A 25652-nucleotide genomic window follows, 5' to 3' on the forward strand; every position below is an offset into this window, starting at 1 on the left:
TTCCTGCCGACAGCTACCATCCTCGCCATCGAAACAGGAGACCAGATGCCAACGACCAAGAAGAATTCCACGACTCTAGTCACTGAAGTCTCTGTGGACCCCGCGGCCGGACCGCCGAAGGTCGAGGTCCCAGCGACCCATCTGGAGAAATGGCAAGCCGCCGCAGCATCCGCGGCCAAGACGGGTCGGATGGCCAACACCCTGGCCAAGGCGCTGGCACAGCGAAGCTCGAAGCGATGGAAGTTTGTCGACTTTCTCGGGCCAGCGGGCCGGGAGTCCGCAGGCATTGTGGACATCGTTGCCATCCGCAAGAGCGGTGGAAAGCCGAACCATCCGGCTCACCCGCAGCTGAAGTCGCTGGACCTGTTCGACATCACGCTCATCCAGGTCAAGGGCGGCTCGGCGCCGAAGCCAACCGAGGAGGACATTGACCGGTTGAAGGCGGTGAAGGACGTCTACCGCGCGAAGGCCATCGTCCTGTTCCAGTGGCGCAAGGGGGTGGCAAGCGGTTTCTACCTCCTCAACGAGGTGACCCACGCCTGGGTCCAAACGCCGTCGAAGGCGCTCTTTGGCTCGTAAGGGTCGCCACCCCGGCACGAAGAAAAGCCGCCCCGATGTACGAGGCGGCTGAATTGGAACGAAACGCGCTAAAACAGCGCCTTGAACGACTGCCACTTGATGGTGGCTTGGCACCAGGTATAGGAGCTGCCGTTGGCGCGGCAGTTCTTAAACCCGTTCTCGGTGTACGCATCGCCCAGGTACCAGAGGCCCCCGACGAGGGCCATAACGACGAGGGCCACCAAAGGGCGGCCAGCTGCACCAGGTCCAGGAGTTTTCGGGACATGCTCCACAACCAACGCACTTGAGTGCAATCATTCGTCCGTCTTTCGTGGTCATCACGCCCCGCCCTCCTCCGCGGGCGCCGCCGGCAGGAACTTCATCACCGCGGCACGGTTTCTCAGCACGATTTGCTGCACATGCGGCTCTGATGCATCCACCTCCAGCAGCCCGAGTCGCTTGAGTGAATAGAAGAGAAGTGCCTGGCGACATTCCAGAACGACCTCTCCGTCGACCATCCCGTAGTCGAGCTCGATGACCTTGCGATGGGCCTTCGAGAGACGTGAGTTCGGCGCCAGCACCAGGCTGACCTGACGGTGCCAAGCCTCGTCGTCTGCGCCGTCGGTGCCGGCGTCCTCGAGTACCTCCACGCCGAGCATCCGCGCCATCACGAAATCACGAAAGTCGCCGCGTGTGTGGCAGAACGCACGGACGTGCCACCGGTAGCCGTCGAAGGCGACCGCATGCGGAGAGATGATTCGCGCTTTGGGTTCGGCCGAGGACATCGATTGGTAGGTCACGCGCAAGCAGACACGCTGCCGTATCGCGGTCAGCACGGCCACGACGGTGTTCGCCTCCAGCTTTCTCGTGGGCGCGGCAACGGCGGCCGTCGGCGGCGTCCAGCCCAGGAAGCTCTGCTCTGCAGGCAGCACCCCGATTTCGCGCGCGAGGAGCTCGTTCAGGTATCGCGAGGGTTCGTTCGAGGGGTAGAGCGGCTCGAACCCGTCGGTGGCCAGGTAGACCTTCGAGCTCCGGTCGTAGACCGCGTTGTTGGGAGCGAGCTCCAGGTACTTGGAGATGTCGAGCGATGCCTGCGGCACCGAGATGCCAAAGAAATTCGTCAGGTCGCTGCGGTTGAGCCGCCCCTCCCAGCGAAGGCGGAAATCCAAGAACTCGAGGCGACGGCCCTGGCTCCAGCGGGCGGGCGCCTTTTCCCCCGCCTCGTCGGAGTCCGGGGGCAATGACGGCTGCTGCGGCATGTCTGGATGATACGAAAAATCAGTTCTTTAGTCTTCTTTTTATACGTATAATTTTTGTACGCGATTCGCGGTGCTGTGAGGAATCCGGATGCAGGTCACCTTTGGATTGAGACTTGACGAGCGCCAGGGCCCCTCGGACAGGGGGTACTTCAGGGAGCCGGTCGTCGGGCGCATGGGACTTCTTGGCCTGTTGGAGACCTACCTGGGTCTGGCTCGGCCGGAGGTGCCGCAGGCGCAGCGCGTGGCGGCGTACCTCGGCCACCTGCGCAGATTCGACAACGGCAGCCGCTTCTACAGCCGGTCGCTCCAGGTGGACGACGTCGGCACCGCAGCACTTCTTCTCTCATGGCGCGACGAGTGGCGCCTGGGCGGCTGGGATGGGAGGGCATCGCCCTCCTCTCCGCAGCGCATCCAGGAACTGGCGAGCGTCGAGGAGGCTGCCTCCGGCCACGTCGCACCTGGCGAGGGTGAGCGCCTTGTGGAAGTGGCCTCTGCGCTCGCTGCAGGCAACGCAGTGCCTATTTCGCAGGTCATGCTCGCCGACCCCTCCGCGAGCTTTCCGGCCATGTGGCGCGCTGTTCTCAAGCACCTGAAGGGAGTGCAGGAGCCGCAAGCCGCCGAACCTGAGGGCAAAGGGCAGCTTCGTGAGCTGCAGCGCCTCGCCGCAGAATCTGTGGCCAATGGCCAGCTGAAAGCTCCCGAGGGCTTTGCGCTCAACGATGGGACCGTCCAGGTCCTGCAAGCACAGTCGCGCGAGACCGCCGAGCACTGGCTGAGCGCTTGGTGCCGCGCCAACCCGGCGAATCGCCTGGTGCTTTGCGAGCAAGGTGGGGACTCCCTGGACGCCACCTTGATGGCAACGGGTGCAGCCGCCTGTGGCTTCGACAGCCCGAGCAGCCTGCGACCCGCGCTCCAGACGCTGGGCTTAGCGCTCGAGATGCTGTGGGCGCCGCTCCATGTCGGACGGCTTGTCGAGTTCCTCGTGCATCCCTACGGGCCGTTCAGCCGAGCCGCGAGAGGCCAGCTCGCGCGTGCGATTGCCGAGCAGCCAGGGCTCGGCGGCGAAGCCTGGAATGCAGCCAAGACGAGCATCGGCGAGAAGGAAAACGCGCAGACACTTCTGGCGGAGGTCGCCTTTTGGCTCGAGGGGGAGCGCTGGTCCCGCGCAGACGGCGCCCCCATCACCGAGGTCGCGGTCCGCGTCGAGAAGGTGCGCACGGCGTTGCAACGACGCGCCGTCCACCAAGCTGGTGAAGCTGCGACCATCGCGCCGGCGCTTCGCCAGTGCGAAGCCGTGCTCGTGGGCTTGGCCGAGCTGCGCCAGCAAGGCCTGGAGCACCTGGCGCCGCGGCAAATTGAACAGCTGCTGGCGCAGTCCACGCCTGCCGGCGCGACCAACCCCGCTGCCGTCTCCCAGGTCGGCTGCCTGAAGTCAGCGACCACCACGGCTGCATGCCTCGAGCCTGCAGGTGAAGTCGTCTGGTGGATGCCCTCCACACCTGCCCTTCCCCGCCCGCTTCCTTGGTCGCAAAGCGAGGTCGATGCACTCAGGAGCCTGGGGGTCGAGCTTCGTGACCCCAAGGGTGAGCTGGAGCTGCTCGCAGTGCAATGGCTGCGCCCACTTTTTGCCGCCAAGGAGCGCTTCGTCCTTGTGCTGCCGCCGCCGGGTGCGGAAGAACACCCCATCTGGCAACTTATCCGGCAGTTGGCGCCTAAGTTGAAGGTGCACCGCATCGATGACGACCTGTACGGCACGCACCTGGGCTCGATTGCCCATCGCGTCACCGATGCTCCCCTGCAGCGCGTGGGGCGCTACCTCGAGCTCGAGCGTCCCCTCGCCTCTCGCAAGAAGCACCAGTCGTACACGGCGCTCAACGAGCTCTTCAACAACCCTGCCCTCGCCGTCCTGAAGGACGTGGCGCAGCTGCGACCCGGCAGTGGCCTCGACGATGAGCACGAGAACAAGCTACTTGGCAACCTTGCGCATCGGGTCATCGAGCGATTCTTCCAGCAAGAACATGCTCTGCACTGGACCAGCGCGCAGGCCGGCGCCTGGTTCGACGCCATGGTCGACGAGCTCCTGCTCGCGGAAGGCGCACCGCTCCTGATGCAGGGCGCCGGCGTGAGCATGAGCCGGTTCAAGCGAATCTGCCGCACGGCGCTCCTCAGCTTGCTCACGCAGCTGCAAAGCGCCGGTGCCGTACGAGTCCAAGTAGAGGTTCCCGTTCAGGGATTGCTGGGCGACGTGGAGGTCATCGGCAAGATTGACCTGCTGGTTGAGCTGCCGCAGGAGCGCAGCGTCACGCTTGACCTCAAGTGGTCCGGCACCAAGCGGCATGGAGAGGCGCTTGTGGAAGGCCGGCATCTGCAGCTCGCGCTGTATGCAAGTCTGACGCACCAGGTTCACGGGCAGCTGCCTGTGGCCTTGGGTTACTTTGTCTTCGACTCGGCGACGCTGCTCATCTCCACGGCAGGCATCTTCCCGGATGCCCAAGTGCGCAAGCCCGCGGGCGGCATCACCGTCAACCAGATGCTGGCTCAGGCCAGGGGAAGCTGGACGTGGCGGATGTCTCAGTGGGCGGAAGGCATCGTCGAACTGGTCGACGCCCAGGCGGACATTGCCGAATTCCAAGGCCCGGAAGGCACCTTGCCGGTCACCACACTCGGTCCCTTCCATCGTGAACACCTCACCCTGCTCGGAGGCTGGGAACAATGAATCCAGTTGAATTCATCAGCGCCGGCGCCGGCAGCGGCAAGACCTACCGTCTGACGAGCATCCTGTCGGAAGCGCTCCTTGAGGGCAACGCGCCGGTGCGTCCCCACGCCGTGCTCGCCACGACCTTCACGGTGAAGGCAGCCACGGAGCTGCGCGAACGCGTGCGCACCCGGCTGCTCGAGCATGGCCGCATGGACCTGGTCACCGCCATCGGCCAAGCGCGCATTGGGACGGTCAACAGTGTCTGTGGCCAGCTGCTCGAGCGGTTTTGCTTCGAGATGGGTCTCTCCCCCGACCAGACGGTGCTGAGCGAGGCCCAGACCAAGAAGCTTCTCGCCCGTGCGCTCGACGATACCTTCGACCCCGACCGGCGTGCGGAGCTGCTCACGCTCATGCGTCGTCTAGGCATGGAGGACGCCAGCTGGTCAGAAGCCATCGGGAAGGTCCTGAAGGCCGCTCGAGAAAACGACATTTCCAGAGAGGCGCTTCGCCCGATGGGCGCGACGAACGCAGACCGGATGCTCGAGAACTGGCCGGCACCGGAGGGTGGGGTCGACCACACTGCCAGGCTGCTGCAGGAACTCGCGACGGCCAAGGCGGCAGTCGCCAAGGACATCGAGTCCCGGGATGCAGCTGGCGGCAGGGTCGACCAGGTCATGCGAGACGGCCTCGAGGAGCTCGAGCGCTTGCATCGTGTCCTCAAGTCCGGGAATTGGAACTGGCCTGACTGGCTCGCCGCGTGCAACGTCAAGATTGGCGCCAAGCTCGTGGGTCTCGTGCAACCGGTCGTCGATGCGGCGCAGGCACACGAGCGTCACCCGCAGTTTCACGAGGAAGTGCGGCGCTACCTCGACCTCGTGTTCAGCCTGGCTGCTGATACGCTGGACACCTTCAGGCGTGCCAAGGAAGAGCTCGGCGCGGTGGACTTCATCGACCAGGAAGTGGAACTGCTGCGGGCCTTGCGCGAGAGCGAAGCGGTGCGGGAGGCCTTGGCGAGCGAACTCGACCTGGTGCTCGTCGACGAATTCCAGGACACGAGCCCGCTGCAGCTCGCGCTCTTTGTCGAGGTTGCCAAGCTCGCCAAGCGCTCGGTCTGGGTCGGTGACCCCAAGCAGGCCATCTACGGGTTCCGCGGCACCGACGCTTCGCTCATCGCTGGGGTCATCGGCGCCATCCAGGGCTGGGGTGGAATCATCGGCGACCCGCTCACCGAGTCCAGGCGCTCGACGCCCGCGCTGGTGTCGCTCGCAAACGCCGTGTTCCTCCCTGCGTTCGCGCCGGACCTCGAAGCCGACGCCGTGAAACTCACGCCGACGCGAGACGACATTCCTGGCCAGCCGGCACTGTACGACTGGACCTTTGAAAGCAGGAAGGGCGAGCTCGACTACCTCGGGCTCGGGCCTGCCATCACGGAGCTCCTTGCTTCCAGGGCGAAGGTCTACGACAAGGGCACGAAAGAGCTGCGCGCCATCAGGGCCGGCGACATCGCCGTGCTGTGCCGCACGAACGACCAGATTGACTTCGCCGCTGCGGCTCTGGCGCGCTGGAGCATCCCGTCGGCGAGCGGCCGCCCGGGCCTCCTGTCCACGCCCGAGGCCTTGCTGGTCACAGCTTGCCTTCGGCGCCTGCAGGACCCTACAGACACCGTGGCGACGGCGCTCATTCTCACGCTCGCGGCCGGCATGCCCGCCGAGGAGTGGCTCGGCGACCGTCTGGACCACCTTGCCGCGGAGAAGCCGTCTCATGAGTGGAAGGCAACGGGCGAAGACGCGCATCCCCTGCTTGCACGACTGGAGGAGCTTCGTCCATCCCTGCTCTCGTTGACGCCTTCGGAAGCCCTCCGGCTGGCCAAGGCCGAGTCCCACGTGGCCATGCTGGCCAGCGCCTGGTCGCGCACGCCGCAAGAAGCACGCGTTCGTATCGACAACGTGGAAGCGCTGCTCGCGATGGCCACGACCTACGAGAGCGAGTGCGTCTCTTCAAAGCAGCCGGCATCGGTGGGCGGGCTGCTGCGGTGGCTGTCAGCTCAAGCGGCCGGCGGCGAGGACGCCCGTGCCGCTGCAGCCGATGACGCGGTTGCCGTGCTCACGCATCACGGCGCGAAGGGCCTCGAGTGGCCCGTTGCCATCCTGACGGGGCTGGGCGCTGGCGCGCGCACCGCGGTCTGGGATGTCCGTGCGCGCACCAATGCCGAGAAGCTCGACCCGCAGGAGCCCTTGCGCGACCGCTTCATCCACTGCTGGCCGAGAACTTTCGGCAAACGCAAGGCTCCGCAAGCGGCGCTCAACGCCGAGAACTCCCAAATCGGCCAGGCGATGGCCAAAGCCGGCCTGGAGGAAAACAAGCGCCTCCTCTATGTGAGCATGACACGCGCTCGAGACGCGCTCGTCCTGGTTTCAGCCATGAAGACCAGGCCCGACCGCTCCTGGGTCGACGAGGTCGGCGCCTCAGAACTACTTTTTGGTGAAAGCGGCGTGATGGTGCTGCCCGACGGTCGTCATGTGCAGCGCGAGACCAAGCTTTGGTCCGCCGCCGACTGCGCCGCGGAGCCACCGGCGGCCACTGCCGCTGACCGCAGTTGGTTCAGCCCTGCCGCGCCGCTTGCCAGCCGTCCGCTGTGGCACCGGCCCAGCACCGGCGAAGGCGCCGAGGCGAGCGTCTTCGCCGTCGGTGAGGTCGAGGCTGTCGGCACCCGCATTGCCATCTCGAAGAGCGTCGACATGGTTCTCCTTGGAACGGCCTTGCACCATTGCATCGCCCGCTCTGGCGTGGCCGGAAGCATCTCGGGCGAGGACGTCGAGCGGCTCTTGACGCGCTGGGATGTTGCGCACGCTGTCGACACGGGCGCCGTGGTCGGCCAGGTCGACTCCTTCCTCGCCTGGATTGCCAAGCGCTGGCCCGGTTGCCCGGTTCACGTGGAGGTGCCCATCGAGGTCGACCGTGAGGACGGCACGCGGCTGCGCGGGCGCATCGACTTCCTCGTTGACACACCAGCCGGATGGGTCCTCATCGACCACAAGTCCAACCCGCGCGGTGCGACTCACGATGAGGAGCTCGTGCGCGAGCACGGGCCTCAGCTCGCCTCGTACGCGGATGCGCTGGTCCGCGCGACTGGACGGCCGGTTACCGAACAGTGGCTCTTCTTGCCGGTAGCCGCTCGGGCGCTGCGCGTTCGAGCTCTCCCTAGCCTTGAGGTTGCTTGACCTTCGCAAGCACGAAGCCAACAAGAAAAGGTATGCCGCATGTCCTTTGATGAATCTGACCGCGCAGAGAATGCGGCCGCGTCCACATTGTTCTTTGCTGAAGCCGACGAGCATGAAGGCTTGGAGCTGAAGGTCGGGTATTTGGAGTTCCTATGGATGCAGCCAGGAGCCGCCGCCGAGGCAGACAAGCTCCGAACCCTGATGAGCGACTATCCCCGTGAGGAAGTTGAACGAGCCATCTGCCTGGTACTCGACGCGGGTGGGTGGAGGCCTCACTTGGTGGCATGTGTGGCGCTCCTGTGCGGGCACACGACGCCCAAGACGCTCTGGTACTTGTGGCGGGCAATTCAAGCTGACAGTTGGGTTGCTCCGCAGCTTGTCGCGACTGCATCGTTGGTGGACCCTGAGTTTGCGAACAAGGCCGAATGGGCTCTGCTTTCAACACGCCTGCAGCCCAAGGCCGCAGGAGCCCTCGGCGCCATGCTGGCTGAGCGACTGGGCCCGGAAGATGAACTGCCGGAGGACCTCGAGCAGGCCGTTCAGCGAGGCAGTGCTCATCCTGACGACGCCGCCGGAATCGCACAGACTTGGAAGCAGTCTGTACTGCGGGCCTTCAACGGAGCGGATGGACCTGCACAAGTGAGCGGCCTGGACTGTGCTCGCCGCCTCCCGGCCTCGCATTGAAGACCGTCCGCCACGCAGGCGCTTATCGAGGCGACAGCGGCTGTTCGCCCTCGCCGCTGCTTCGTTTGCGCCATCGTGGAGCTCGACATGCTCCACGAGTGGGCCAGAATTCTGAGAGCGCGGATGGTCATGTACTCAGCTTGCTTCGGTGACTACTTCATCTCGCTTCCAATTCTTGGCTGGGAACGGCGACTCTGATGTGGCGAAAGCCGCGGCGTCCTTTGCACGCTTGAAGCCGTTGTGCCGTTAGGTTGCCAACAGCATCGTGCGGCCAGAACGATAATGAGCACTCTCGTGCTGCAACAATTCAAACAGGAACTGAGGAGAGCGTGAAATGGGACAACTACTAGGCTGACTGACGATTGCGTTGCCCCTGTCTATCGCGGTCGGCATCTGGGCATCGACCCGCGGCCGAAGCGGTTGGGGATGGTTCTTCCTATGCCTGCTCATCAGCCCCTTGATTGCAGGGATTATTCTCGCAGTCTCGAAGAATCTTGCCACAGGGGAATCGACTCCGGCACCTGGTGCTGGCCGCACCTCAGCGCATTCCTCGTCGGGCGCCATGAATGCCGCTGCGCTGTTCGACGCATCAACCAAGTCCTCCTCCGCTCCCGCACATGTGGGGCCAACAGATGACGATTTCGCCGCAGCGATGGCCGAGTGCGATTCAGCGCAGCGAAAGCCCGGGGTCTGGGCAAAAGCTTTTACAGAAGCTCTGGGCGATGAAGTTCGCTCCAGAGCGCTCTATACCGGCCGCCGCGCTGGCGAGTTGGCTGCAGAGCGAATCGAGCGAGAGAGGGTAGAGCAGTTGAAGACAGAAGAAGGTCGACTTCGTCTCGAGCGTGAGGCCTACGAGGCGAAGCCCAAGGGCACGTGCCCGAATTGCGATACCGTCGTGCTCCTTGACGCAGAAAGCTGCCCGAGCCAGCGCTGTGGTGCCACGTTCACCGCTCCTGGTGGGTGGCGCGTCAAGCCACTGCCGGCGTAAACACGACATCGCGCACCTCGCTCCGTCACATGGCCTGGATGAAGCGGGTGAGATACCACCCGAGGTAAGGCTCATGCAGGTCCAATGCCGCTCCAACGGTGTCACGGAACCACGCGCACACCTCAGTCGGTTCGCCACCTTCAATGTCCGCGGAAACGCGTGCGTGCAGCCCTAGCGGCATGCGCGCGATGCGGGACTTGACTGCAACGGCATAGGCGCTCTCGGCCGCCTTGGCCTGCGTCGGGTTGAGCGGCTTGACGTCGGGATAGCCATCAAGCTCGGCCAGCGCTGCCGCCTGGTACATACCGAGAACGGCCTCGAACTTCTCTGTCGGCAAGCTCGCCATGTACCGGCGCTCATAGACGGCAGACTGCTGGGTGCCCATTTTCCCGAGGAAGAGCGCCTTGCACACGGTAGGCTGAGTGGCCGCAGCCATGTCGAGGATGTATCGCAGGAATTGCGCATGGACCTCGGTCGGCAGGCGGCGCAGCCCCTTCACCTGCAGTTCGACCACGGCCTCGAGCACGTAGTTCTTGCTTTCATCCGTGCCGAGCTGCTTGCCGTAGAAGGGCAGCACCACCTTGGTCAGGTATGGCGCCATCCGTTCGTGCACCATGACTGTTCGCAACATTGCCTTGACTGCCTCGCGCTTCGGCGGCGCCAGGTTCGGCCCGTACGAGTTGCTCACTGTCTTCTCGAGCAGAGTCTCGTCACTGACGTAGCGCTGCATCCACCGCGAAATCTCGGCCTGCAACCGAGCCGGCGTTGGCTGCTGCGCGGCGGACGCGAACGACACCGCCGCGAGCAGCGCAACGCTCAGGCGGCGCAGCCTTTGGAAGAACATGTTTTCCATCGAAGGTCTCGCTTCCTTTGTTCAACTATTGAGGTCCGCGCCGCGCCAGGAGGAGGAACTCGACCCCTTGCGCCCGCGCTGATTGCATGTCGAAATGCGCTAAGCTCGCCTGGCCAAGTAGCGAGGCGCAATCGACGCACGCGACTGCTGGCACGTTCTTGAGTTCAAAAGGGCCGACCTTCATCGTCTCGATGAGGATGCCTCGTGCCAGCGCTACTCTGCCGTCGGCTGTGCGCATCTTCACCTGCGGCTCGGTCACCCGGTAGACGACCTTCGTGTCACGCAGCATCGCGTCGCTGAGGCTCGTCCGGCTGGCGCCGGTGTCGACCATGAAAGCCCGCGGCTTGCTCGAGCCCAGGGTCACTGGCGCGAAGAAGTGACCACTGAAGGCCGGCAACCGCAGCGCCGTGCGCTCCAAGGTCTTCTCTGGCTCGGCCTGGTCGATAGCCGTCTCAATGGAAATCCGTTGCGCCACGAAGTACGGGCGAACGCCCTTTGCCTCCAGCTGGTTGTCGTAGGCCTGCAGGAGAGACAGCGCCTCGTACGGCCGTTTCGATTTGAGCAGGAGGCTGGCTAAGCGTCCTCTGACGTCGACCAAGCTCGGAGCTACGGACAGTGCCTTGTACGACCATTCGATGGCGTCGCCCGTGTGGCCCAGCTTCTCGTGGCTGTCGGCATAGAACGCGAAGAGGTCGTACGCACCCTCCCCGAGGTCCAACGACCTCCTGAGGTGAACGATGGCTTCCTCGTGCTTGTCACGCAAGTTCAGGACCATGCCCAGGCGCGCGGCGCCCAAGGCGTCATCGGGCCGAAGCCGTACGTACTCGCGCCAGCTGGCTTCCTGGCATCGCAGGTCGCGCAGCTGCACACATTTGATTGCCTGAGAACGGTGGTCCTCCGCCGTCAACTGGTCCCGATTGAGCCAACGCTCCACGTAGCCGCGTGTCATGAGCGTGGTCGCGCCCGAAGTTGCGAGCAGCACCGTGCAGCACCCGACGAAGACCTTCAGGTTCTTGCGCTGACTGGGGTAGTCGCTCCAGAGCGAGAAAATGACGACAACCGCGACTGGCAGCAGCAGCGTGCCGATGCCGACTCCGAGCGCATAGGGCAACGATGCCCTCTCAGGCAGATGGAAGGCCAGGCCAAACGCGACCAGCACCACGGCCAAGATGATTGCTGCGGTCCACAGCGGCGCGCCGGCGGCGCGTTCGCGTAACCTAGCTTGCCTGAGGAATCCAGGCTCAGCGTCCGCGGCCGGCGCAGCCCGGCCCTTGGCCAGCTCCGGGATGTGCTGCATGGGTTTCCAGCTCAGGCGCCCTTCGCGCCAAACCAGCGTGGTCATGCTGATGGTGCCCGCCTGCACAAGCTCCTCGAGCTGCACTGCCGACAGCGGACCGCTCCTGTTTTCGCCTTCTGCGTACCACCAGACCTGCTCGGCTGCGTCTGCTGCGGGCGTGTCGGTCTGCTCCGGCGTCGGCAACGCAGCCAACGGGGCCTCGGCGAACACAGGGTCTCGACGGTCTTCGAGCGCTTTCCGGCCACGTGCTCGCATGCGCAGAGACTCGAGCGGCTCAAGGTCCCCGGCCTGCTTGGCACCAAAGTAGGTGTTCTTTACTCGCTCCGAGTTCGTGAAGTACAGAAACCAGAGGAAGCTTGAAATGAAGCCGCGAACCGTTTGAGCAGCGCCCTCCCCCGCGGCGTTCACGTTGAGGAACGCCCAGGCAGCGCCCACATCGCCGAGGTACATGACGAACGGACTTAGGGCAAGAAAGAGCTTGGCGTGGGTCACGCTCTCCGGCTCGTACCTCGTGCGAAGCCGGTTGGCCATCCAGACCTGCCAGACAATCATGCCCAGCATCAGGCACCAGCAGAAAGCCTTGTATTGCACATAGCTTGGAAGCTCCACGAGCGCGGGGTTGCGCGCCTCCGCCTCGGTGAAGTTCCTGAATTGCGTGCCAATACCTATCAGCGGCGAAAGGACGAATGAAGCGACAAGAAAGAAGCCGAGCCAGCCTCTCGTTCCGTGGAGCCTCTCTCCGCGAGCCTCCCTTTGGCGTGCCGACCGACGTACCAGCCACACGCAACCGGCAATCAGCGCGAGGAATATCAACAGCGGCAGCAGCGAGCCAGCCTGCTCCATGGTCATATTCGCTCCTCAGTCTTTCAGTGTTTTTGTGAGTAGGGCCCGTTCGGCGCTAGAGCGTCCGGGGCATCAACGTTGGTTGTCGAGTCGCAGTCTTTCCACAAATCGCGCGGCGTACCTCCGCAGCGTGTCGATGGAATCGTTCTGGGAGGCAGCAGTGACCATGGCCACGCGCCCGTTTAGATTGACTAGCTCGGTATAGGTGGTTGCGCCATTTGGAGTTCGCAGACTGGCGCATACTCGGTCTTGGTCATCGCAACTCAGCCGAGACCCAGGCATTTCGCCGATGAATCGCTTCTTTACATCGGCAAACTGGGCTGGCCGCACAGGTATCGGCCCATAGCGCGTGTCGTCCAGAACGAGCACGAACTGAACCGGACCCGAGGACCCGAAGTTTGCACTCTGAGGAACGAAGGCACCGACGAAGAAGTTCGAGTTGACTGCCGGTCCAAGATTCTTGTCGGTCGCCGGGTCGACGTTCCATGGCTTCCAGCCAGTGGGCAGTGTCAAGAGCAGCGAACTTGTCGGCATGCGCCCCACTCGCAGCGGGTTTTCGCCGCGGGGCCGGCACTCCGTTCCCTTCGTCGTCCCTGACGAGACTCGGATTGACACCGACTTCAACGAAACCGGCTGCTTTCCCGTTGGGCTCGCCTGAGCAGAAGCCGGGAGTTGGCGCTCAAACAGAAGCCATTCGTCTTCGATACGATAGTTCAGCTCAGAGGCTGGACCTTTCGGCTGACCGGTTACTGGGTCGAGGGTTGTCACCCGCAACTGCCCTGGCCCGGATGGCACATAGCTCGACAGAGTCTCCGTCTTTCCGTTACTGCCGTGGCACGTCGACCGAGCCCGACTACCGTCGTACTCAATGACACAGTCGCCGTTCTGCTCGCGGTGCGTTCCGTCAGCCAGGGTGACTCGAACCTGCTGACTACGCCAGCAGCCGCGTAAAGCGATGTCTTCGGAAGCGGCCACTGCTGCGCCGGCGCTGGACAACAGGACGAGTGCCGCCAGGGCGGGAACAATCAAACACATCGCGCCACGACTTTCACGTCGCCAGCATGCGGCCAGAGGAAAACGCGCTGGCGGGCACCAGAATGAGCCTTGTCGCGACATCATTCCGCCGCCGCGAAGCTCGTGTGCGCAGCCGACTCGCCCGCTACCGCTCGGTTCTTGGATGACATCAGCGCGAGGATGTTGAGCAGGCACGGTGTCGCCATCACCGCGATGAAGACGGCGATGAACAGGCTCTCCCGGGCCTTAAGCGACCACAGGACGAAAGCGACAGCCGCGGCCAGTCCTGCCAGCCACAGCCCATTGAGCGCCAGCGCTCCTACAACGGCAACGCGCGAGGAGTCTGGCCGGAAGGCAATCAGCGCTGCGCCGAAGGGCAGCAGATGAATCACCATGACCCATGGAGAGGCCTGCGGGTAGCGGGCCATGGCAAGCGCGCCGACTCCGAAGCAGGCAACACCAATCCAATCGAGCACCTTCGCCCAAGTCTGCATCGCGATTTCCTCCAACCCGGCGCGTGACCGGTAGTCCCCGGCACGTGCCTTAGCCCTCGACTCCTGAAGCGCCTCCCGTAGGGAGTACCGCCGTTCCATTCTTTTGAGCGCACTCGCCACCGGCAGTGGGTACTTTTGTGCTAACCTTATGTTACCAGCAGTAACTCGTCTGCGCAACATGCGCCCCTCACTTCGGCAAGCCAGCTCATGACTCCACAGCAAATCGTCGGCCTTGCCGCTCGCCTGTTCGCAATCTGGCTCGCTATCTCCGCGTTCCAGGCGTTCGCCATCGCCCAGGCGCTGAAGGCGTCGAATAACCCGGACGCCGTGTGGGTGCCGTATCTGGTGGCCGGGCTCTACGTCGGAGCCGGCGCGCTCCTATGGCTGTTTCCAATGTCCGTCGCGCACCGCTTGGTTCCGAAGACGAGGTTTGAAGACAAGCTACAGCTTCCGAGCCAGCAGGCCCTGGTCGTCGCCTGCGTGGTGCTCGGGCTGCTCGTCATTGCCATCAAGGCGTTGCCGGCAGTGCTGAAGTACCTGTCGCTGTGCGCCATCGTGATTGCCAACGGGCAGCCCATCACGACGATGGACCCTTGGATGCACATCGACGGGATGATTGGGTTCGGGGAGCTGGCGGTGGGGATTTTCTTGGCGACAAAGGCGCATGCGGTTGCGGCCAGGCTCATCCCGTCGGCTGCGGTCTAGGCACCACGGGAGAGCCGGATGAAGGCATTTGGAGTGCTGCTGTTCATTGGTGCGGTCTTGGTCGGGGGCTATGCACTCTTCGTGTTCGACCCGAGCGTAGCGACGGGCTACGGCAGTCGTGTCAACAACATCGGCCTCATGCAGGACCGACAAAACCTGTTGCTCGCAGCGTGCGCCGCGGCTGTGACCGGGGCCATTTTCATGGTGTTCGGCGGGCGCGGGGGCACGAAGGACATCCCGCCGGTCAGCTATGGTGACGGCACGGCATTGAGTACCGAGAAGCTATCCGCCATCGAGGACTTTCGCGACGCGCTGAAACATGACGTCCCCTCGGTCATTCGCACTGCGCTGCAGGCCGGGCGAGTTCACCCATACGACGAACTGCCAACAGGGCGCGGCTTTCTCCAATACGCCGTCTCGGAACAGGCACTCTCTTGCATCCCGCTTCTTCTCGAAGCCGGCGCAAAGCCCGACCATCCTGACAGCACTGGAAGAACCGCTTTCGATTTCATAACGGCATCTAGCAGCCCCGAGCTTCAGAGCCTGATGCGCCCAAAACCCGAGTCAATAGCCAACGCGGTGGCTAGCGATGCAACCGCCAAGATGATGTTGCGCTTGGAGCAACTGGCGAACTTGCACGCAGACGGCATTCTGACGGCAGAGGAGTTCGACCTTGCAAAGGCTCGCGTGCTGGCAAGTGCGCAGGAGGGGCGGCTCGGCTAGCAGCTTGCTCGCAGTTCGGCACGCGGGCGGGTTCCCAGCTTCCGGACGAGCCATCGGGCTCCTATGGCGCGGAGGCGGCGCCAGTGCGGATGCATGCGCTGCGACGCCCGGTAGCGCCATTCGATACTGCACCGCTGCGACGATGGAAGGCGCTGCTGCCCTTCGTACATTGCGCGGCATGGCATCACAACCTCTACGCGACACCAGGTCCCCTCAAAAATAGCGCCTGATTCGTGAAATAGTGCCAACACTGCGAACCTTCAGTTGACTTGTGAATGACGTCAATCGGAATACCGTGAGGACTTGGTTTCTCCCTGGGTAGGCATCAAGGACCAACCCCTTAAGGCCCGTTTCGTACGGGCCTTCTTTTGTTCAAACGACAGTCGCTCTGTCGCAGGCGCGCCGCAATGACTGGCGGCCAGCACCAAACCTTCGACACCGCCCTACAGTTCACGCAAAGGCATGACCCTCTCTCGATTCCTCGTTCTGAGCTCAGTTGCGACGGCGAGCCTGATGGCGACATCGGTTCATGCACGCAGACGAGGCGGTGGCGGTGGTGGCGAGGACCCGTTTCCCTGGCTCACAGAGTTCATGGTCTACATCTTCCTGGGCCTGCTCGCCTTGGCAGTTCTGGGCGCGCTATGGCGCTACTTCACCCGGCCCTCCGCCGCGGACCTGGCTCGGGAGCGAAGCATGAGACGTCTCTCCAGGCGAGAAGAGAAAGCAAGGCGCTGACCGCAGCGCTGACGGCCATCATCAGTCATTCGTGGCACAACCCTAGAAGCATGAAGCGATACCTTTTCATAGCTGCGCTCACAGCATCCAGCATCAGCCACGCTGGGTCTGGCTGTCGACCGGAAGGGGCTTACGAGCGTATCAATACTCCTGGACAGCCGGCCTCGTTTACCTTCACTGGCTTGGGGCTAACGGCGCCGTCAGAATTGGAGTTCACGCTGCACGCTCTCGGGCAGAGGTTGCCAGATGGAGTCAGTACTTCCGGTGCTGTGAGCGGCCGGGTTCAGCTATCAGGCGGCGGTTGCGTTGGCGCCTTTCTTGAACCGTCCGAGCAGTGTGCAATCTTCATCGTCGTTCATGCTCGAACTGCGCAGGTCCATCAGTTCGGTGGTTGCAACTTTGGCGCCGCTGCATCTGCGGATGGAACATATAAACGCGTTTCGCCTCGCCCACACTAGCCGTGACCGGCCAACAGCTGCCAGCGGCCACAATCTCACCTTCACGGCGTGGCGAAATCTGCTCAAAAGCGGACATTGTCGCCGGCTCACAACGAAGAGGGTAGTGAGCGCGTGCGCACTGACCTTCACCCCTCCACAATCTTTGAATCGCCCTCACGCGCAACGCCTACTTCATGTCTCGCATTTTCACTTTCTTCCTTTTTGCCTTCATTGCTGCCAACAGCGTTGCCCAAGTCAGTGGGCAGCGCGTGAAAGTTCCAGGCACAGGCGTTGAAATCATCCCGCCAGCTGGACTTAGTGTGGCGAGAGCCGGCTCGACCCTGATAGACAAAAGCGGCGAAACGTTCATCTCTTTTGTGATGAGCGACTCTCGATACCGACTTGATACTGACCCGACTTGGCGACAGCTCTTCGCGCGACCGCCCGAGAAGACTGAGGGGGCATTGGCTGGAACCCTCCTTAGACGAACAAGAGCTGCAGATGGAGGCGGCTGGGATGGCTGGATGCTCACCGTCCCCAGGGGCGGTAAGGTTCTGACCGTCACAGCGGCGTACACAGGTACTTCAGCTGACTACTTCCAGCGAATTCGAGACCATCTGCTGACAATCACTTGGAACGACGCTGTTGCCGAGCCCGAGTTCGCTCTCGGCGTCAGCTTGAACCCCCGGGGTTTGAAGCTCGTCCGCGGAACCTTCGGTGCCCTTACTTACAACGGTTCGGGAGTAGTCGGCAGCCCTGGGCCTATGCTCATGATTCAGGCGACACCCATGCCTTCCGCAAAGGTGGATGCGGTGTTTCCGGCCGGTTGTCAGCAGATGATTTCAGCGGGCTTCGGAGGTCGGAAGTTTGTTGGGCCGACATCGCAAGAGAGGCCCTCCGCCTCCTACTGCGAAGGCTGGAGCAAAGAAACCGAATCCGAGATGCAGTACATAGCTCTTGTCCGCCTGAAGACGGGCGCGCTACTCAACATCATTGGGAGCGCGCCCTCTGCTTCGTTCGCCGAAAGTCTGCCTGCATTCAGGGATGCTGTATCAGAACTCAAGCTCGTACAGGGTCGTTCGCCAGAGGCACGGCCGTAGAGGAAGTTTTGGACGCCGTCCGAACGGCCGCTTCGGAGCGAGGTTCTCCGAAGCCGCCATTCGCTCATCGCCGAATCCGCGGTCACTCCACCTTCGCCGCCTGGACGCGGTGTGTGGCGGCGATGACACTGACCGACGACAGCGCCGTTGCGGCAGCAGCGACCACAGGAGACAGCAGCAGTACGGATGAACAGCATGAGACATCCGAAAATTTTCCGCCTTCAACATGGACGTCCGTGGATACTTTCTGATACCTTCCGCGGGAGCACCTAACGAAAGGCTTGAAGATGGGACTCTGGCGCGACATGGCGAGCTCGGTACGGCGAAATGCAATGGCCGACAGGGAAGCCAAGCTCGGCTTACTCTTGGCAGATAGGGCCGCGGGAAAGCCTGTTAGGGATGAAGATGTTCGCCTGTACCGGACCGTGATTGAGTTCGACCGCGAATACCTCAACGCAAATGCGAAGCTCGATGCCCGGGAAGAGTTCTCGCGGCAACAGCGGCAAGCAGCTTTCGCCGCACAGCAGGCTACTCAACAAGAGCAATGGGCACAGCGCCGCCGCCAGGAACGCGAGGCGTTGCGCGAGGCTGTAGCTGCCGCCAGAGAAGAGCAGACCGAAGCGTTGCAACAGACAATCGCGCAGCATGCCTCTAGTTTGAAGCGCATGCTCGAAGACGATGAGGAGCTTACTCAGGACGAGGTTCTGCAAGCAGTGTTCTTTGCAATTTCGCTCATGGCGCAGGAAGATGCGCAGCGCTTGGGACCACTTTTCGGTCAAGTCAGACGCTGGGTTTGGGACGCCCACGATGAGGACGGGTCCTTCTCCTCCAGCGACGCGGCTGATGAGCTCGACCAGGACGATTTCGGAGACGACCTGGACTACCGGGAAGCCGTTGCCATGAGGGTAGTTGGTGACAGAGTTTTGGAGGCGGCGCTTGCACCGTGGGACCCCCTTGAGAAGGAGCTGCTAGTCTTGAGGTACCCTAACTTCGACGCGAATCTGTCTGAAGTCGGTGGTCCCGGTTACGACGGCACCTTACGCGGCTGGTTCTTCCACCACGACTCTAAGCGCAATGCACTTGGCATCTATGAGCTGGACAGGGAGCAATGGGAGCACCGCCGGCTATTCTCATTGCCCCTTCCAGCTGATTTAAGGGACAAGTTTTCCGCCGGTTCTGTCTTCCTGCACGGTGCGGGCAAGTGGCTGGCAGTTGACCCTAACCAGCAGTTTGTCCTTGTTGGGCAGCAGCTTTATGCCTTCGACGGGGAACGGTTTAAGAAGTCCGGCGAGCTGCAACTTTCGAAGCTTCAGATTTTTGAATCAGGCAAACCGGCAGTGGTCATCCGCTCCGACTGGCGCGTAGAACAACAGCTCGCGGTGATTGACGGGCGGCCAATATGGGTTGGCCTGGTGGCGGATTCAGAGAAAGGCGCATACGTGGGCGTCGACCTAAGCACGAACCGCCTGATGTGGCAGTTTCCTTTTCTTGACCAAGGCGGGTCCTGTCCGGTAGGCGGATGGCAGTTCGCTGAATCAAGCGGCAGTTGGTGGGCCGTGACCAGCCAAGAGGAACTGATGGATGAGTCGGCTCCGGCTGGTGCCGAGAAAGGCGGCTTCCTGGGACGCCTGTTCAAGTCACAGCCAAAGCCCGCCCAGCCGAAAACTCGCTTCACTTACACGCTTGTCGAACGCGATGCGATGACGGGAAGTATCTTGAGGCAAATGCCTCTTGGTCCCTTGAGCCTTATGTCGCCCAATGTTCGCTTGGAAAGCGATAGCCGGCTTTCACTTTGGGATGGCACCACGCGACGCGGCTTTATCGACTGCAGCACGCTTCAGTACGTCGAGGACCGAGTGGAAGCAGAGGCTCAGCCCTTAGGGACCGTGGGCGGCGGCCCGCTTCACGTGCTGCAGCAGACACTACGTTTTCATGGGGGACGGCTCGACCACGACGGTGGGCTCGCGCGGTCAGATGTCCGGTTGCTGCCGTCGAGCCCTCACTGAAAAACTGGGCTCCTGTCGCGCACCCGGAACCGAGTGAAAGCGTGCCCGCCCGGGCGCGCCAGGAGCCGCACTCGGGCGACCCCATCAAGGATGGTTCGATGTTCGATGGATTGGCTTCTTACAGCTATGGCTGCAGGCAAAACTGGAGGGTTGCGGACGAACTTCCGGTATTGGCCCGACTGAAGCCGGTCGCGGTAGCGGCCGCCCCGACCAATCAGGTTTTCGCTGGTCAGGGCAGTAGAAGCTTCACTTTCGCGCTCACGTCCAGTGTGCACTTCGTCGTGACTGAAGCGAACTTCGAGGCATTGCGAGAGCGCCAATCGAGGCATCGCACTTGGTCAGTCAAGGCAACTCCAGTGACCTTGCCGGAGGACGGCGTGACCGGCACTTCGAAGGGATAGCCCTTCGCCTGGTTTGTGACCGGGCAGCAGAGCATCAAACCGCTCTTTCCGTTGTACGTCGCCGGTGAAAGCACCAGCGCGGGACGGCGACCCGCCTGTTCATGCCCCGCTTGGGGGTCGAAGTCTAACCAGACAACGTCGCCACGGCCAGGGACGTACGCACCCGTCACCAAGCCTCAGCCCCTACCGCCGGCCCTTCCAGTGCCAAACCATGCTGGTTTTCCGGGGTCATCTGCGCCAGCAGGTCTTCGAGGCTTTCTGTCGCCGGCTCGATGACCAGCTTGCCCCCTTCAACCCGCAGCTCAAGGCTCTGGCCGACCTGCATACCGGCGTCTTTCAGCGCCGGAGCAGGGACACGCACCGCGGCGCTGTTGCCCCACTTTTGAACTTCAACACGCATGTTTCTCTCCTTGCAATGTAGATACATTGTAGATACCTTTGGCGCCTAATGCAAGCTCCCATCGAGGAGGGTAGCGGCTCCGTCTGGTCTAGGTAGGTCAGGCGCGGAATGCTAGGCATATGCCAGCGCGGTCAGATGTCCGATGCAAACCCGTCAAGCGGCTTGGTACTGCTCCACCGCCCGAGCCAACTCCTGCGCCACTTGTGCACGCAAGGCCGGCGGCTCCAAGACCTCGACATGCGGCCCGTGGCGCAGGATATCCATCGTCAACTCGCGCGCATCGGCATACGGGACCTCCAGCACTAGGCGGTCCTGGGCGTCGCGCGTCATGCGTTGCTTCGGGTGCCAGCTCTCGCGCGACACCCAGCGGGCGCGCTCGGCGCTGAAGCGCAGCTTTGCCCATGTGAGTTGGCTGCCGCTAAAAATGCCGTAGCCCTCGCCGATGAACGAGGCAAGCACCTTCTTCGGCACCTTCCCTGCAGGGCGAGCGAGAACCTCCACGGCCTCCATTGAATCCATCGCGAACGACCGCAAGCCGTTGCGAACATGACAGTATGCGCACAGAAGCCAGTTCGAGCGGTAGTGCAAGAGCATCTGGGGCGACACCTCTCGCTCGCTGCTTTCGCCACGCCCCTTGGCAAAATATTTCAACTTCAGGCGTTCGCCGCGTAACAAGGCAGCGGCCACGACTTCGAAGTGCTTGTCTGGCACGGGCCGCGCGCCGGTGGTTATCAGGCGCACGCGGCCCTCGACGTCGGAAGCGGCGTGCTGTCCGGTCTCGATGACGGCGCGCAGTCGCGCCCGCAGAGGCTCGATATGTGAGCCCAGCAGCCCTGGCTGCATCTCCGACAGCAGCGCTTGCATCATCAGCAACGCATACGCCTCGCTCGAGTTAAACCACATCCCCGGGAGTTCTTGTCTTTCCAGGCCGGGCCCCGAGCCGGCGTACACGTAGCCACCGGCATCTCGGTCCCACTCAATGGGCGCTTGGAGACGGTCGCGCATGTATTCGATGTCGCGCTTGAAGGTGGCCCGGGAGACCTCCAGCTCCTCCAGCATCCGAGCGATGGGCACCGGCCTTCCACGCTGGAGCAAGGAATCGATTTTGTAGAAGCGCTCGGTCCGGTCCATGGGGGGCTTGTGGCGGCTGGGGAGTAACTCTTTGGTATCGGTGGCTCACGCTATGAGCCACCCATCTGCAAATACTACCTGCATTGCAAACAAAAAGAGGAGTTCGTGATGTCAGGTTCGATGCACTTTTCCACGCAAACCGAGGTCGTCGCGGCCGTTCTCAGCGCCCACGCAGCCCTGCGCGCCCAGCAGCGCGGGATGAACAGCCTCCTGCTCGATTGTTTGCTGCGGTACGGCCACTACTCCCATGACCACCTCGGAGCTGAGGTGGTCACCCTGGACAGCAGCGCCCTCCGAAAGATTGCCCGCAACGAATGTGCCGAGGCGCTGCGCCTCGCGAGTGAGACCCGCTCCGCGTACGCGGTCGTCGCTCATGGCCAGGTCGTCACCGTCGGCTACCGCTACCGCAAGGTGCTGCGCGACCGCAGCCTCTCCGACACGCGACAAGGCAGGGGCCGAAAGCTGTTGCGCCTGAACGCGAAGGCGCAAGCGACGAGCTTGACGTACTGCGGGCTAACGCTTCATTGATGAGGGAGCGAGAAAGCATGAAATCGATGGCACCGCCCTCCCCGCCGCATCAACTCCACCTCTCGGGCCCAGGCCTGTCGAGGTACGAGTTGGGCGAGCCGATGTTCGTCTATGAAGGTGCCCGCCTGCTGGGCACAGTGGAGCCTGTCGAGGTCAGCCCCGACAGGTCGGAGGTTCGCGTCGGCCGCTTTGTGCCCTCGCCGTCTTCAAGTAGGGAAGCTCGCAATTTCGCACCTCTATTGCTGGCCGAGGTAACCATGTTCCTTGCCGAGCGCTTCCCGGCTATTCAGGCCGTGCACTTCGCGTTGAGTCGGGAGCTCGGGAAGCTCGGCGACGGGTTGATGGTCGCAGCGGCGCGCGTCGAGTTCCTGAGGAGCATTGGAGCTACGGACATTGAAGCTCGTCCCACGCCTGACGCGAGCAGCCCCGGAAACTTCGTGGTCCACGGCGTGTGGGCGTACACAGAGGAGAACATCTCTTCCCTGCGGATGGCGCTGGCAACGGAGCGCGAGCTCTACCGCAAGCATCTGGTCTGCGCAGCCAAGCAAAGGGGTCTGGCGGCGCTGCTAGGTCGTTTGAAGGACCGGTGGGGCCGAGGCGATGACCCCTCCCGTTACTCCTTCGCGATGGGCTCGCAGGCGCGCAGCTGGCGATGGCAGTCGCATTGCTGAGCCCACAAATCCATCAACATTCATCCGACAAAATGCAAGTCCAAAAGTGGAGCGCCCTCGCCGGCCTGAGATTCGTCCTGGCGTTCATCGTCGCGGTGACTCATTTGCCCGACTTCGTGGCCATCGGCACCTGGGATTTCATCCCGAAGTTCGGTGCCTTCGAGGCGATACTCGGCTTCCTCCTCATCAGCGGCTACTCCATCGGAGCGTCGTACGCGAAGGAGCCAGAGGGGTTCCTCTGGCGCCGGGCGCTGCGTATCTATCCGGTTTACCTTGCGGCAGTCGCACTGACGTGTGGCGTCTTCGCGCTTGAGCACGACACGTTCCCGTCGGCTTGGCTTGTCTTGGTCAACGTCCTGTTTTTGAATCAGATTCTGACCAGCGACTCCTTTGTCGGGCCAGCCTGGACCTTGGCTCTGGAGGTCTGGCTCTACTGTTTGACCCCTTTGCTCTTCAAGCTCCGCCCGTCCACGTTGCGTGCCTTGACGGCTGCTTCATTCGCAGCCTACCTGGCGTACACCTGCGGGCGAACCCTCTTCCACTGGAATTACTATTCCGGGGTGGGGTTCGGCCTGAACCTCCTGTTGCTCTCGTTCATCTGGTTGGCCGGCCTTCGGCTTGCTCGAGAGCCGGAGAACTCCATCTCCATCCTGAAAGAAGTTGGCTGGATGTTCGCGCTGCACATCGTGCTCGCTACCGCCATTCAGTTTGCCTCCAGCTGGAAGCGTGGCTTGGTCGATGAGTTCCTCAACAGCGGAATCGACCATTTCGCCTTGCAGGCATTCACGTTGGTCGTTGTACTGTGGACGTTCAGACGGTTCACGACGTACCCTGGGGTGGGAGCAGGTGGCTCGGCAACGCTGCGACTGCTTGGCGACATTTCCTACCCGATGTACGTGGCCCACATCCCAGTGTTTTATCTGCTGAAGCTCGCTTCGCTCGAATCTCCAACCCTCTACTTGGCCACGGTCGTAGGGGTCTCATTTCTTCTGTACTGGGGACTGGACAAGTACTCGCAGCAGCGGAGCTCTGCTCCTGTGGATAGCCGGCGTGACGCGCTTGGGCAGATGGGGCGAACCGAGACATGAAAAGAGACCCCAGGTCAACGGGGGTAGCAGCGGAGGAGGCTGCGCAGGGCTGGGCCTAAAAGGCTGCGTCTTCCTCCCTCGAACTCCCTACGCAGTTTGCTGAATCCAACTGAGCATCGGGGCCCGAAGCTTATCGGGCATCTCACACATCACTTCCCGGACAGCCGCTCGTAGGAGCCCGGGCTTGGCGCCAAGGGGAACTCTTTCTCGAAGCACTCCAGCACTCGTACTCCAGGCCGAGGGTCCAACGGCTGCGCGGTTGCGGCCGGATGAACGGTTGGAAGGACGCGCAAGGTCTGAACCACCAGGTGTCGCAGGAACGGCTTGCTCGCTATCCACGCCATCGCCTCCTGTCGTTCAGCATGGCGTCCAGGTGGGCATGCTCTGGCGATAGTGTGTCGAACAGCAGGTTCGCTTGGTAACCAGGCTTCGCAACAAAGCGCAGCCGTTCCTGCGACCATTCCCGCTCCAAGGTCCTCCATCAGCGACATGGCGACCGCCATGCGAGAAGCGCGCTCGCACCATTAGGCTAGCCCGCCAGCACCCGTGCCTCATCGACGAAGACTTTCCATGAGTTGCCATGTCGACTTTCCCGGCAGGCGGCACTCCCAAAAACGCCAACCGTTGACTTGACTTGCGGTGAGAGACATCGCCGCCGGTGACGGCGAGTCATAGCGCTTTCCGTTGAGGACCATGGCGCCGCCTTCAACTCGCGCGGTGTGGACTTTTCCTTTGTATGTGGCTCGGAATTCGGCACCAGCCGGAAACCGGATACCTTTCACGACCCAGTCCTGAGGAGACGCATCGTTCGATTTGGGAGGAATGGGCTTAGCTTTGCCCAGGCCAAGAAGGTCTCGAATGACTGCGTTGTACGTGACCTCCTCTGTCTCGCGACGAACAGTCAGCTCCTTGTAGACATCGAAGTCAACTTCAATGGTATGCATGGCTCGCTCCTTCGAATCGTGCAGAGCAACGTGTCTGCGCCGGCGAAAGTACTATAGTACTTTCAGTTCTTACAGTCAAACAGGCCGGTCCGCGGCGCCCTCCGTGACCCCGGAGCGTGAATCCAGGCTCGCGAGGCACCCTGAGTGGGGCTGAGGCCCTGGCCGGCTTTTCGCAGTCTCACGGTGGCCTGCAGCAGGCCTCCCCTGGGAGCCTGACGGGCCAGCACGCGTCCGTCTCGTTTACGGGCTGCTGCCGGCTCGGCGTAGTTTCAGCGCCAGTAGGTGACTCCGTCTTTGCACTTCCAGGCGGTCTTGTCATCAGTGACGCCCGTGCTGACGACAGGAAAGCCCTTGGAGTCCATGCCGACTGACGTGACTACGTCGCCTTCCTTGTGTCCAACCTTCTTGCAGTCGTGCTCCTTCACAAAGGCCTGCCAGCGCTCGCGCTTGTAAAGAACACCTGCGATGGGAACTCCGATGGCCACTGCTAGCAGCAAGGCTGCTCCAAGCACAGGGCGCGCCCTGCGAAAGAGGCGGCCTCTTCCTTCTGTTGGGCTTGCGGGTTGCTCGTTGTGCGGCATGCGAGCAATTCTGTACGCGATTGAGACCCCTTGCCACTCTCTCGAGGGTCGGATTCTCTTGTGCGCGGTTCTTGACTCGACGATGCGCCTGCTGGCGTCTCATGCGTCGCACCGCTGAAGGGGGAGATGAGACGCTTGAGACGGCTCGAAGCGCGCCTCTCTCCGTGACCTCGACAGCCAAGTTTGCCGCGGGCAGGCGACGGACCAGCGGATTGTGACGCTGCGCGTTTACCCGCTTGAGGTCAGGCTCCGTGTCGGCAAGCTTGCGTTCCAGCGCCGGCAGCCGCTCCGCC

23 protein-coding genes are annotated in these 25652 nt (G+C 62.6%); 12 read left to right on the top strand and 11 right to left on the bottom strand.

Annotated features, from left to right (window positions below):
• Nucleotides 1-189 precede the first annotated feature (189 nt).
• Nucleotides 190-579, top strand: coding sequence for a hypothetical protein (locus tag APY03_RS04650; protein ID WP_146039523.1), 390 nt, complete (start codon nucleotides 190-192; stop codon nucleotides 577-579).
• A gap of 68 nt (nucleotides 580-647) precedes the next feature.
• Here the strand turns inward: APY03_RS04650 and APY03_RS41210 are convergent, their stop codons facing one another.
• The gene (locus tag APY03_RS41210) at nucleotides 648-800 is read right to left on the bottom strand and encodes a hypothetical protein (RefSeq protein WP_157103372.1); all 153 of its coding nucleotides are present in this window, start codon (nucleotides 798-800) and stop codon (nucleotides 648-650) included.
• 96 nt (nucleotides 801-896) lie between these two features.
• Nucleotides 897-1799, bottom strand: coding sequence for a helix-turn-helix transcriptional regulator (locus APY03_RS04655; protein WP_232076905.1), 903 nt, complete (start codon nucleotides 1797-1799; stop codon nucleotides 897-899).
• 106 nt (nucleotides 1800-1905) lie between these two features.
• On the opposite strand from APY03_RS04655, the gene APY03_RS04660 reads away from it, so the two are divergent.
• The 4 genes from APY03_RS04660 to APY03_RS41215 all read left to right on the top strand — a co-directional run bounded on the left by APY03_RS04660 (nucleotide 1906) and on the right by APY03_RS41215 (nucleotide 9408).
• Nucleotides 1906-4533, top strand: coding sequence for a PD-(D/E)XK nuclease family protein (locus APY03_RS04660; protein ID WP_068674388.1), 2628 nt, complete (start codon nucleotides 1906-1908; stop codon nucleotides 4531-4533).
• The gene (locus APY03_RS04665) at nucleotides 4530-7736 is read left to right on the top strand and encodes a UvrD-helicase domain-containing protein (protein ID WP_068674390.1); all 3207 of its coding nucleotides are present in this window, start codon (nucleotides 4530-4532) and stop codon (nucleotides 7734-7736) included. Before APY03_RS04660 ends, APY03_RS04665 begins: the two co-directional genes overlap by 4 nt.
• A gap of 39 nt (nucleotides 7737-7775) precedes the next feature.
• Nucleotides 7776-8420, top strand: a complete 645-nt coding sequence (locus tag APY03_RS04670; RefSeq protein WP_068674392.1) for a hypothetical protein — start codon at nucleotides 7776-7778, stop codon at nucleotides 8418-8420.
• Between the two features lie 562 nt (nucleotides 8421-8982).
• Entirely contained in the window at nucleotides 8983-9408 is a 426-nt protein-coding gene (locus APY03_RS41215) for a hypothetical protein (RefSeq protein WP_146039522.1), read from the top strand.
• Between the two features lie 25 nt (nucleotides 9409-9433).
• Here the strand turns inward: APY03_RS41215 and APY03_RS04680 are convergent, their stop codons facing one another.
• The 4 genes from APY03_RS04680 to APY03_RS04690 form a co-directional block, all read right to left on the bottom strand.
• Nucleotides 9434-10261: a hypothetical protein gene (locus APY03_RS04680; protein ID WP_068674396.1), complete on the bottom strand. Its 828-nt coding sequence runs from the start codon at nucleotides 10259-10261 to the stop codon at nucleotides 9434-9436.
• A gap of 25 nt (nucleotides 10262-10286) precedes the next feature.
• Nucleotides 10287-12407 (bottom strand): GYF domain-containing protein, encoded by a 2121-nt coding sequence (locus tag APY03_RS04685; RefSeq protein ID WP_083944156.1) that lies wholly within the window; start codon nucleotides 12405-12407, stop codon nucleotides 10287-10289.
• Between the two features lie 66 nt (nucleotides 12408-12473).
• Nucleotides 12474-13436, bottom strand: a complete 963-nt coding sequence (locus APY03_RS41220) for a hypothetical protein (RefSeq protein WP_162570817.1) — start codon at nucleotides 13434-13436, stop codon at nucleotides 12474-12476.
• Between the two features lie 80 nt (nucleotides 13437-13516).
• A complete protein-coding gene (locus APY03_RS04690) occupies nucleotides 13517-13924 on the bottom strand; it encodes a hypothetical protein (RefSeq protein ID WP_232076906.1) in 408 nt (135 codons plus the stop codon).
• 192 nt (nucleotides 13925-14116) lie between these two features.
• Between APY03_RS04690 and APY03_RS04695 the strand changes: the two genes are divergently transcribed.
• The 4 genes from APY03_RS04695 to APY03_RS04715 all read left to right on the top strand — a co-directional run bounded on the left by APY03_RS04695 (nucleotide 14117) and on the right by APY03_RS04715 (nucleotide 19615).
• Complete coding sequence (locus tag APY03_RS04695; protein WP_068674398.1) at nucleotides 14117-14614, top strand: hypothetical protein; 498 nt, start codon at nucleotides 14117-14119, stop codon at nucleotides 14612-14614.
• Between the two features lie 33 nt (nucleotides 14615-14647).
• A complete protein-coding gene (locus tag APY03_RS04700; protein WP_068674400.1) occupies nucleotides 14648-15337 on the top strand; it encodes an SHOCT domain-containing protein in 690 nt (229 codons plus the stop codon).
• 1366 nt (nucleotides 15338-16703) lie between these two features.
• Nucleotides 16704-17609, top strand: a complete 906-nt coding sequence (locus tag APY03_RS41225; RefSeq protein ID WP_146039517.1) for a hypothetical protein — start codon at nucleotides 16704-16706, stop codon at nucleotides 17607-17609.
• 287 nt (nucleotides 17610-17896) lie between these two features.
• The gene (locus APY03_RS04715) at nucleotides 17897-19615 is read left to right on the top strand and encodes a hypothetical protein (RefSeq protein ID WP_102906934.1); all 1719 of its coding nucleotides are present in this window, start codon (nucleotides 17897-17899) and stop codon (nucleotides 19613-19615) included.
• Between the two features lie 229 nt (nucleotides 19616-19844).
• Here APY03_RS04715 and mazF read toward each other — a convergent pair whose 3' ends face one another.
• The 3 genes from mazF to APY03_RS04730 form a co-directional block, all read right to left on the bottom strand.
• The gene (gene mazF, locus APY03_RS04720) at nucleotides 19845-20186 is read right to left on the bottom strand and encodes an endoribonuclease MazF (protein ID WP_068674408.1); all 342 of its coding nucleotides are present in this window, start codon (nucleotides 20184-20186) and stop codon (nucleotides 19845-19847) included.
• Complete coding sequence (locus tag APY03_RS04725) at nucleotides 20183-20416, bottom strand: AbrB/MazE/SpoVT family DNA-binding domain-containing protein (protein WP_068674410.1); 234 nt, start codon at nucleotides 20414-20416, stop codon at nucleotides 20183-20185. The genes mazF and APY03_RS04725 overlap by 4 nt, the downstream gene beginning before the upstream one ends.
• 153 nt (nucleotides 20417-20569) lie before the next feature.
• Nucleotides 20570-21547 carry a helix-turn-helix transcriptional regulator gene (locus APY03_RS04730; RefSeq protein WP_068674412.1) on the bottom strand — a complete coding sequence of 326 codons (978 nt, stop codon included), beginning with the start codon at nucleotides 21545-21547 and terminating at the stop codon, nucleotides 20570-20572.
• A 108-nt stretch (nucleotides 21548-21655) separates the two neighbouring features.
• Here APY03_RS04730 and APY03_RS04735 point away from each other — a divergent pair, with 108 nt between their 5' ends.
• From APY03_RS04735 to APY03_RS04745, 3 genes are all read left to right on the top strand, one after another.
• The gene (locus tag APY03_RS04735; RefSeq protein ID WP_068674414.1) at nucleotides 21656-22075 is read left to right on the top strand and encodes a hypothetical protein; all 420 of its coding nucleotides are present in this window, start codon (nucleotides 21656-21658) and stop codon (nucleotides 22073-22075) included.
• 89 nt (nucleotides 22076-22164) lie between these two features.
• Nucleotides 22165-22746, top strand: coding sequence for a hypothetical protein (locus tag APY03_RS04740; RefSeq protein WP_198161215.1), 582 nt, complete (start codon nucleotides 22165-22167; stop codon nucleotides 22744-22746).
• A gap of 32 nt (nucleotides 22747-22778) precedes the next feature.
• Nucleotides 22779-23834 carry an acyltransferase family protein gene (locus APY03_RS04745; RefSeq protein WP_068674418.1) on the top strand — a complete coding sequence of 352 codons (1056 nt, stop codon included), beginning with the start codon at nucleotides 22779-22781 and terminating at the stop codon, nucleotides 23832-23834.
• A gap of 551 nt (nucleotides 23835-24385) precedes the next feature.
• Here APY03_RS04745 and APY03_RS39990 read toward each other — a convergent pair.
• On the bottom strand, nucleotides 24386-24778 hold the full coding sequence (locus APY03_RS39990) for a DUF2924 domain-containing protein (RefSeq protein WP_083944158.1): 393 nt from the start codon (nucleotides 24776-24778) through the stop codon (nucleotides 24386-24388).
• Nucleotides 24779-25047: 269 nt separating this feature from the next.
• Nucleotides 25048-25359: a hypothetical protein gene (locus APY03_RS04755; RefSeq protein WP_232324153.1), complete on the bottom strand. Its 312-nt coding sequence runs from the start codon at nucleotides 25357-25359 to the stop codon at nucleotides 25048-25050.
• Between the last annotated feature and the right edge of the window lie 293 nt (nucleotides 25360-25652).

The organism is Variovorax sp. WDL1 (genome assembly GCF_001541225.1).
Taxonomy (GTDB): Bacteria; Pseudomonadota; Gammaproteobacteria; order Burkholderiales; family Burkholderiaceae_C; genus Variovorax.

Coding starts and splice junctions, on each gene's coding strand:
- APY03_RS04650 (WP_146039523.1), top strand. CDS start 190: ATGGCCAACACCCTGGCCAAGGCGCTGGCACAGCGAAGCTCGAAGCGA.
- APY03_RS04660 (WP_068674388.1), top strand. CDS start 1,906: ATGCAGGTCACCTTTGGATTGAGACTTGACGAGCGCCAGGGCCCCTCG.
- APY03_RS04665 (WP_068674390.1), top strand. CDS start 4,530: ATGAATCCAGTTGAATTCATCAGCGCCGGCGCCGGCAGCGGCAAGACC.
- APY03_RS04670 (WP_068674392.1), top strand. CDS start 7,776: ATGTCCTTTGATGAATCTGACCGCGCAGAGAATGCGGCCGCGTCCACA.
- APY03_RS41215 (WP_146039522.1), top strand. CDS start 8,983: ATGAATGCCGCTGCGCTGTTCGACGCATCAACCAAGTCCTCCTCCGCT.
- APY03_RS04680 (WP_068674396.1), bottom strand. CDS start 10,261: ATGGAAAACATGTTCTTCCAAAGGCTGCGCCGCCTGAGCGTTGCGCTG.
- APY03_RS04685 (WP_083944156.1), bottom strand. CDS start 12,407: ATGACCATGGAGCAGGCTGGCTCGCTGCTGCCGCTGTTGATATTCCTC.
- APY03_RS41220 (WP_162570817.1), bottom strand. CDS start 13,436: ATGTGTTTGATTGTTCCCGCCCTGGCGGCACTCGTCCTGTTGTCCAGC.
- APY03_RS04695 (WP_068674398.1), top strand. CDS start 14,117: ATGACTCCACAGCAAATCGTCGGCCTTGCCGCTCGCCTGTTCGCAATC.
- APY03_RS41225 (WP_146039517.1), top strand. CDS start 16,704: ATGTCTCGCATTTTCACTTTCTTCCTTTTTGCCTTCATTGCTGCCAAC.
- APY03_RS04715 (WP_102906934.1), top strand. CDS start 17,897: ATGGGACTCTGGCGCGACATGGCGAGCTCGGTACGGCGAAATGCAATG.
- APY03_RS04725 (WP_068674410.1), bottom strand. CDS start 20,416: ATGCGTGTTGAAGTTCAAAAGTGGGGCAACAGCGCCGCGGTGCGTGTC.
- APY03_RS04730 (WP_068674412.1), bottom strand. CDS start 21,547: ATGGACCGGACCGAGCGCTTCTACAAAATCGATTCCTTGCTCCAGCGT.
- APY03_RS04735 (WP_068674414.1), top strand. CDS start 21,656: ATGTCAGGTTCGATGCACTTTTCCACGCAAACCGAGGTCGTCGCGGCC.
- APY03_RS04745 (WP_068674418.1), top strand. CDS start 22,779: ATGCAAGTCCAAAAGTGGAGCGCCCTCGCCGGCCTGAGATTCGTCCTG.
- APY03_RS39990 (WP_083944158.1), bottom strand. CDS start 24,778: ATGCATACCATTGAAGTTGACTTCGATGTCTACAAGGAGCTGACTGTT.
- APY03_RS04755 (WP_232324153.1), bottom strand. CDS start 25,359: ATGCCGCACAACGAGCAACCCGCAAGCCCAACAGAAGGAAGAGGCCGC.